9 protein-coding genes are annotated in these 5,717 nt (G+C 39.2%); all 9 read right to left on the bottom strand.

Translation table 11 applies throughout. The features are described 5' to 3' along the window. Positions 1-245 precede the first annotated feature (245 nt). Complete coding sequence (locus BD749_RS19065; protein WP_101447484.1) at positions 246-680, bottom strand: hypothetical protein; 435 nt, start codon at positions 678-680, stop codon at positions 246-248. Between the two features lie 177 nt (positions 681-857). Continuing rightward, on the bottom strand, positions 858-1,157 hold the full coding sequence (locus BD749_RS19070) for a helix-turn-helix domain-containing protein (RefSeq protein WP_101447486.1): 300 nt from the start codon (positions 1,155-1,157) through the stop codon (positions 858-860). Between the two features lie 2 nt (positions 1,158-1,159). Then, the gene (locus BD749_RS19075; RefSeq protein WP_101447488.1) at positions 1,160-1,498 is read right to left on the bottom strand and encodes a type II toxin-antitoxin system RelE/ParE family toxin; all 339 of its coding nucleotides are present in this window, start codon (positions 1,496-1,498) and stop codon (positions 1,160-1,162) included. A 152-nt stretch (positions 1,499-1,650) separates the two neighbouring features. Beyond that, on the bottom strand, positions 1,651-1,950 hold the full coding sequence (locus tag BD749_RS19080) for a DUF2695 domain-containing protein (RefSeq protein WP_101447490.1): 300 nt from the start codon (positions 1,948-1,950) through the stop codon (positions 1,651-1,653). Positions 1,951-2,032: 82 nt separating this feature from the next. Continuing rightward, on the bottom strand, positions 2,033-3,058 hold the full coding sequence (locus tag BD749_RS19085) for a hypothetical protein (protein ID WP_143741289.1): 1,026 nt from the start codon (positions 3,056-3,058) through the stop codon (positions 2,033-2,035). A 90-nt stretch (positions 3,059-3,148) separates the two neighbouring features. Beyond that, positions 3,149-3,679 carry a hypothetical protein gene (locus tag BD749_RS19090; protein ID WP_101447494.1) on the bottom strand — a complete coding sequence of 177 codons (531 nt, stop codon included), beginning with the start codon at positions 3,677-3,679 and terminating at the stop codon, positions 3,149-3,151. A gap of 92 nt (positions 3,680-3,771) precedes the next feature. Further along, on the bottom strand, positions 3,772-4,437 hold the full coding sequence (locus BD749_RS19095; RefSeq protein WP_101447496.1) for a carboxypeptidase-like regulatory domain-containing protein: 666 nt from the start codon (positions 4,435-4,437) through the stop codon (positions 3,772-3,774). A 51-nt stretch (positions 4,438-4,488) separates the two neighbouring features. Next, positions 4,489-4,947 (bottom strand): hypothetical protein, encoded by a 459-nt coding sequence (locus tag BD749_RS19100; protein ID WP_101447498.1) that lies wholly within the window; start codon positions 4,945-4,947, stop codon positions 4,489-4,491. An 83-nt stretch (positions 4,948-5,030) separates the two neighbouring features. Beyond that, positions 5,031-5,606: a hypothetical protein gene (locus BD749_RS19105; RefSeq protein WP_143741290.1), complete on the bottom strand. Its 576-nt coding sequence runs from the start codon at positions 5,604-5,606 to the stop codon at positions 5,031-5,033. Positions 5,607-5,717: the final 111 nt, after the last annotated feature.

The following is a 5,717-nucleotide window of genomic DNA, read 5'->3' on the forward strand; positions in this document are numbered from 1 at the left end:
CTATGCTTAGTGTTTTCATATACCATCATGTTTTAGTGGCGAAGGATAACATTGATTACAAAAGTTCTAGTCTATACATTCGTTTAAACCCAACGTGTTCGTGCTATAATGTGGGAAGGCGTAGCCGAACCTAAATTATGCACTTTGTTGGCAGAAGTTATTTTCTGATTTCTTCTGTACTTTCTAAAAAAATACTGAGGTAAAAGAAGGAATATACTCGATAGTTAGAGCATGCCCTTTCATTGTTATTTTTTTTTCATGAGCCAAAAAGAACCTGCTTTACGGCTGGTGATCTCTTGAGCAGGCTGACCGTTAAAATGAACCGACTTAAAATTTCTCTTTTTATCTACATCCACATAAAGCGTATCTATATCGCTTCCAACTTTCAGGTAGAACGTTTTGATACCATTCATACTGACAGAGGTAATATTTATACATTCTAGCTTGGTGGTGTCACCTTGTAAGAAAATGATTGGGTGTACGTCAGTCTTTTCATCATCCTTATTCTCCCCGTCATAATACAGGTCGATTGGCTTTCCAGCATTTGAGGTAAGATAATCAGTACCTTCACTTGTGCGAATTACTGCAAAAAAATTAGGTGGCCCAGGATCACAGCATACAGGTGTATCACATCCTGAAACTATGACAGCTAACAAAGAAAAAATTAACAAGTACTTCATAGAAATAGAATTGAATATGTTTAAATCATTTTATCTTCAGAAATGGTCCTGTTATTATTGTTAGCTGCAATAAAAATTATCTTTTCTTTTTAAATATATTACTGCCAACGGTTAGTACAGGCTGTGAACGAGGCGTAGCCGAGTATGGAGCCTGTACCGGGTTAGGGTGCGCAATTTCTACAGGAAGGTCAAACCAATTTTCTTATTTAGCCCCTTTTCAAATATCCTGATCAAGGTGGAAAGCTGTATATCGCCTCTCGCGTTTTCGATTCTTGAGATATAGCTCTTCTTGGTCCCTGCTTTTTCAGCCAACTGCTCCTGTGTTAGTTTCGCCTCTTTTCTGGCTTCTTTTAACATCTCGCTCACGATAAACATCTGGGCACTTTCTTCATATTTGTTGCGGCTCTCTGTCCCAATTTTGCCGTGCTCTCTTTCAATCAGCTCGTCAAATGTTTTGATTCCTTTATAATCGGTCATGGCTATTTTCCTTTAAATTTAAAATACTCGCTTTTCAGTCGCATTGCCTTCTCTAATTCTTCCTTGGGTGTTTTCTGTGTCTTCTTCTGAAAACCATTGAAGAGCACTACCAGCCTTCCTTCGTCGAAGCAACAGAAAATTCTATAAATGTTAGACTGATACTCCACCCTTACTTCGTAAAGCCCTTCGTACCCGCTCATCGGGGCAAGGAACTTTACCGGCACCCTTTCAACCTGCTTGATCAATTCTAACACGTACTGAATTTTGGTCTTTACTTTAGCGTCAAGGCTTTGGTAAAAGTCAAGGAAGTAATCCCCATGAAAGATGATTTGTCTTGTCATACGACAAAGTTATCTTAAAAGATAACTTATGCAAAGAATTTTATACTTGCGGGAGAGAAATTTTATAGTGGTTTTGCACCCTAACGGTTGGTACAGGCTATGGTGAGGCATAGCCGAGACTAAAGCCTGTGCAGGGTTAGAGGAAGGAGTTCTTATAGGTTTTCAAATTTTTCTTCCACATTGGCAAGAACTTCACAATCGCAATAACCACCGTTTTCTTCAAGCCATGCAATTACATTTTCATGCTTAATTCCTTGTTCATCCAAGTATGATTCTGTTAGAGATAGTGTATCGTCACATCCTTCCTGTTCAAGCTGTTCGTCAAGGTAATCAAAGAGTTCATTAAACTGTTCAGTAGACATAGGGAGGCTGCTCAAGAAGTTTTCTTTCTCCTTCCTTTTAAGTTCTGCCTTCAACTGTTTTTGTCTGTCTTTCTCTTCGTTCGTTTTCATTCTATACTTTCTCTTACCGCTAACGGACTGGGCTTTGCGGTGGCGCAGCTACCGTAAAGGCAGTGTTAGCGTTTAGGGCTTTTTAAAGTTCTATCTCAAACATATTGTTGATGATATTCTCGACAGCAGCTTTTGTCCTAGGCACTCTATCATTTTGAAGGTAATCTTGGAGCCTTTTAGCAACTGTCTCTGGTTTTGGGTTATCTACTAACTTCGGTTGAAGATTTCGCAACCATAACGACTGATTCAACCTCTCACCAGTTGTCGTACAAAATATTAAAGCGTCAAGCGCCACTAAACTTAAAGGTCGCCCTATTGCCAACCATTTGTTTGCTCTGTCCCAACTGAACTGTGAACTTGCTGCAAGTTGCCCCCAAGCAGAAGATACATTTTTGATTCGGCTGCTGACTCCCTCAATCCAGTCAAGGGTCTTGTCACTTTGAAAGTATAGAAGTGCGGAAACATTTTCAGAAAGAAATCTATCGTCTCCATTTTCTAACTCTCTCGATATTATTTCAAACGCTTTGTCGAACTCAATACACTTTGCGATAGGTTCAGCAAATAGATAGAGTTCATTTTCTTGTCGGTTTGCCCATTCTTCTTTTATCCATTCTTCTGCTGCACGACCAACTACTCTTCCTGCAACTATATAAGCTTTGTAATTAATCGCTCGGTTGTATCTTACCCTTTCTTGTAAACTTGCCAGCACTTCATGCTTGTCAAACTGTTTAAGCTGACTTATCACATAGTCTTCAGTAAAATGCTGTACGAATGAAAAATCAATTAATCTGTTTAAGTCATTTTTGATTCGTTCAAAGTCTGGAAATGTAAATTTGTCAGCGTCTATTACTTCAATGTGCGGTTGGGTCGCCTCTCCTGTTTGATAATCATAAAAGTCATCGTGCAAATAGTGGCTATGTCCATGAGTAGCAACTATATTAAACAATTCCAATGGTCGCAAGGCGAAATTTATCAGACGATTATAACATTCAGCACATACTCGGTAAGGATTGTAAACAGGATAAGTGTCCCATATACTGCCTCCTAAATCTTCATTCGGAGACACTTCTACTTCAACTTCTCTAAGTATACAAGCTTCACATTTCATTTTCCTATTTCTTCTTGTAGCCTTTCCGCTAACGGACTGGGCTATGCGGTGGCGTAGCTGCCGTATAGGTGTGGTTAGGGAATAGGTATTTTAGTTTTTCTTCCCGAGTTTTACTAAGTATTCATTTGTTAAAGTGAAGTATTTACTTAGGGCAATTGTCTCCTTAGGCACGTGGTGCTTTCTATACTTTTCATCACCAGATTGTATGAGAGCGACATAATTATCTAGCAAGTACTTTTTACTTTCAGGAGCGATAATATAAAGGTCAGCGTCCACCAGCTTCTTTCTCCCTGTTATGTATTTAACCAATCCAGCAAAGTTCTCTATTTCCTTTTCAGCATTCCCTGTACCTAGTGCAGGGTTTGGAATATAGAACTGCATGCTGTATTTGCTTAAGCCCTTCTGCTTCTTCAAAAGTGACATTAAATCATGCTTATGCTTCTCGTCAGTTGGTATGATGATTATAAAAGTCGCTACTCCAAAGTCAGTGAAAGAAAGTATATCATAACCGATTTCCTTTTTATCAGGGGTGGTGAACGAGTCTTTCTCCATTCTTTGCCCGAAAGTTGGAAGCGAAAGGAATAGACCTAACAATACAGTAAAATAAGATAGCTTTTTCATTTTATTCCTTTTTTTACTTTACCCTAACGTGCTGGTATAGCAGATGGCGAGGCGTCAGCCGAGGTATAACTGCTATATTTTGTTGTATGTTGTTATTCTTTTAACAGCTTTTGCCGTTCGTGTTTTATACTGTGGCGCCATAGCTGTCCATGCAGTTTTGCCAAATGCTGATACACCACTTCATTGTACACCTGCCACAGCTTGACTTGCACAATCTCTTCCCTTGTCAGCTCTCTTACGCAGCTCATCATTTCATACTCATAGCCATACTTCTTCTTCACCTTGGGATTGAGTTTCGCAAATGGATCTTTAGTGATAGACCACGGTGTCCACTCATAGATTTTTGCGGTTCCATGAATAATGTCTGCGATAGCCTGCTGCCTATATTTTTCAACAGAATCAACAGGAGCTGGTCTGTAAACTCTGTCAACACAGAACGTAACGGTGTGCAGGTTTTGATCAACAACAACAATTGTGGTGTCATTGTCGAATAAACCTAGAAAAGAAGCTGCAAGTATGTAGTTTCCAGCGGGCAAATTGCCAATAGAGAAGTTTCTTTCACTGTCCACAGTAGTAGAGTACTCCTCCTTATTATCTATAGAGCGCAGAGTTATCCTGACGGACATATCTGAGACAGCCGCTTTGTAGTTCTTGTTATAACAGGCATTCACAGTTCCAGACAACCGATACAACTCTTGTGCCTTAGAAGGGATGGCTAAGAATAGCAGGAAGTATAGTATGAGACTGCTTGTTTTCATAATTTTTTATTGCATACAACGTACTGGCCTAAACTGTGGCGTAGCTAAAGTTTAGGTGTGGTTCTGTGAAGTTTTTCTTCCTTTTACTAATTCGACTAATCTTTCTAACGCTGTATTATCCGTTGGAGGCCAATCATGCGTATCATGTTTATGGTCAGCAAACTTCTTGATTGCACGATAAACTGGCAAAATCAGAGATTCATAACTTCCATTTACCTTAAGTACCAATTCCCTCTTAGAGCTTTCTGACTTCGCAAAAGATATGCTCAAAGTGTATTCATCACTTAACTTTTCAAGCTCGAAATAGTAACCTTCAGGCTCTAAATGCCACCACACATCTGCTTTCATTCCTTTGATTACACTTCTCAAAGACGAAATCAACTGGTCAATCGGATTAGCTGGAACGTCAGAAGCTTCAAATTCTAACCTGAAGTCATTGAAAGCTATTTTTACAGGAAGCCAACCATGTTCTGGTGTTCCAAGTTCTATCTTTAGCTTATCATTTTTCATACTTGAAATTACACAGAACGAATTAGTACATAAAGCGAGCAAGGCGTAGCCGAAGCTTGGCTTATGTGCCGTGTTCTCAGAAGTTATTCTTTCAGGTATATTTCCATCAATCCATTCTTTGCCCGATAACCATAATAGTCGGGATTTGCAGCTTCATAGAAAGATATATACTCCACTTTATTTACTTTTAGTCTGCTCAAGAACTGCTTGCTCTCAAGTTCTCCTAACAATTTACCATTAACCACAACTGCCATACAACTATCACACTTGAAGTCTCTGATAATCAATTCAGGCACATGAGCATTGAGGTTAGCTTTGAGTGAATTGAGCAACTCCTTTTTTTCTTTGTGCTTTTGGGTAACTTCGCTCCCCAACAAAAGAATCCAATCGCATACTTTGTGATGAAAAAGTACTTCCTGTTCTATGAGCTTAAAGAGTTTAAGGTCTTTAGAAGTCAGCTGCTTTTTCCCATTTACTATGTCTGCTGTTTCATATGGTATACCATCAATAATCAAATTGGGACATATATCTAAGGTGTCTGGCTTTATACTATACTTCGCTTCAATGAATTTCTTCAAATCTTCCATTGTGTAACTCTGTGCTTTACAGCCCAATGCCATTAACATTACAAAGACACAGGTGAAGAAGAGAAATTTCATACTTATGATTACTGAGAACGGTCTCGGACAGGCAACGGGTGAGGCATAAGCCGAACATGATGCCTGTGTTGTGTTGTAGCCAGTTTTTATACTATGTCCTCCGTAAACTCA

Source organism: Pontibacter ramchanderi (genome assembly GCF_002846395.1).
GTDB classification, from domain to species: domain Bacteria; phylum Bacteroidota; class Bacteroidia; order Cytophagales; family Hymenobacteraceae; genus Pontibacter; species Pontibacter ramchanderi.

What these genes read in the sequence shown, in the direction of transcription:
- BD749_RS19065 (WP_101447484.1), bottom strand. Translation starts at nt 680, where the DNA reads ATGAAGTACTTGTTAATTTTTTCTTTGTTAGCTGTCATAGTTTCAGGA.
- BD749_RS19070 (WP_101447486.1), bottom strand. Translation starts at nt 1,157, where the DNA reads ATGACCGATTATAAAGGAATCAAAACATTTGACGAGCTGATTGAAAGA.
- BD749_RS19075 (WP_101447488.1), bottom strand. Translation starts at nt 1,498, where the DNA reads ATGACAAGACAAATCATCTTTCATGGGGATTACTTCCTTGACTTTTAC.
- BD749_RS19080 (WP_101447490.1), bottom strand. Translation starts at nt 1,950, where the DNA reads ATGAAAACGAACGAAGAGAAAGACAGACAAAAACAGTTGAAGGCAGAA.
- BD749_RS19085 (WP_143741289.1), bottom strand. Translation starts at nt 3,058, where the DNA reads ATGAAATGTGAAGCTTGTATACTTAGAGAAGTTGAAGTAGAAGTGTCT.
- BD749_RS19090 (WP_101447494.1), bottom strand. Translation starts at nt 3,679, where the DNA reads ATGAAAAAGCTATCTTATTTTACTGTATTGTTAGGTCTATTCCTTTCG.
- BD749_RS19095 (WP_101447496.1), bottom strand. Translation starts at nt 4,437, where the DNA reads ATGAAAACAAGCAGTCTCATACTATACTTCCTGCTATTCTTAGCCATC.
- BD749_RS19100 (WP_101447498.1), bottom strand. Translation starts at nt 4,947, where the DNA reads ATGAAAAATGATAAGCTAAAGATAGAACTTGGAACACCAGAACATGGT.
- BD749_RS19105 (WP_143741290.1), bottom strand. Translation starts at nt 5,606, where the DNA reads ATGAAATTTCTCTTCTTCACCTGTGTCTTTGTAATGTTAATGGCATTG.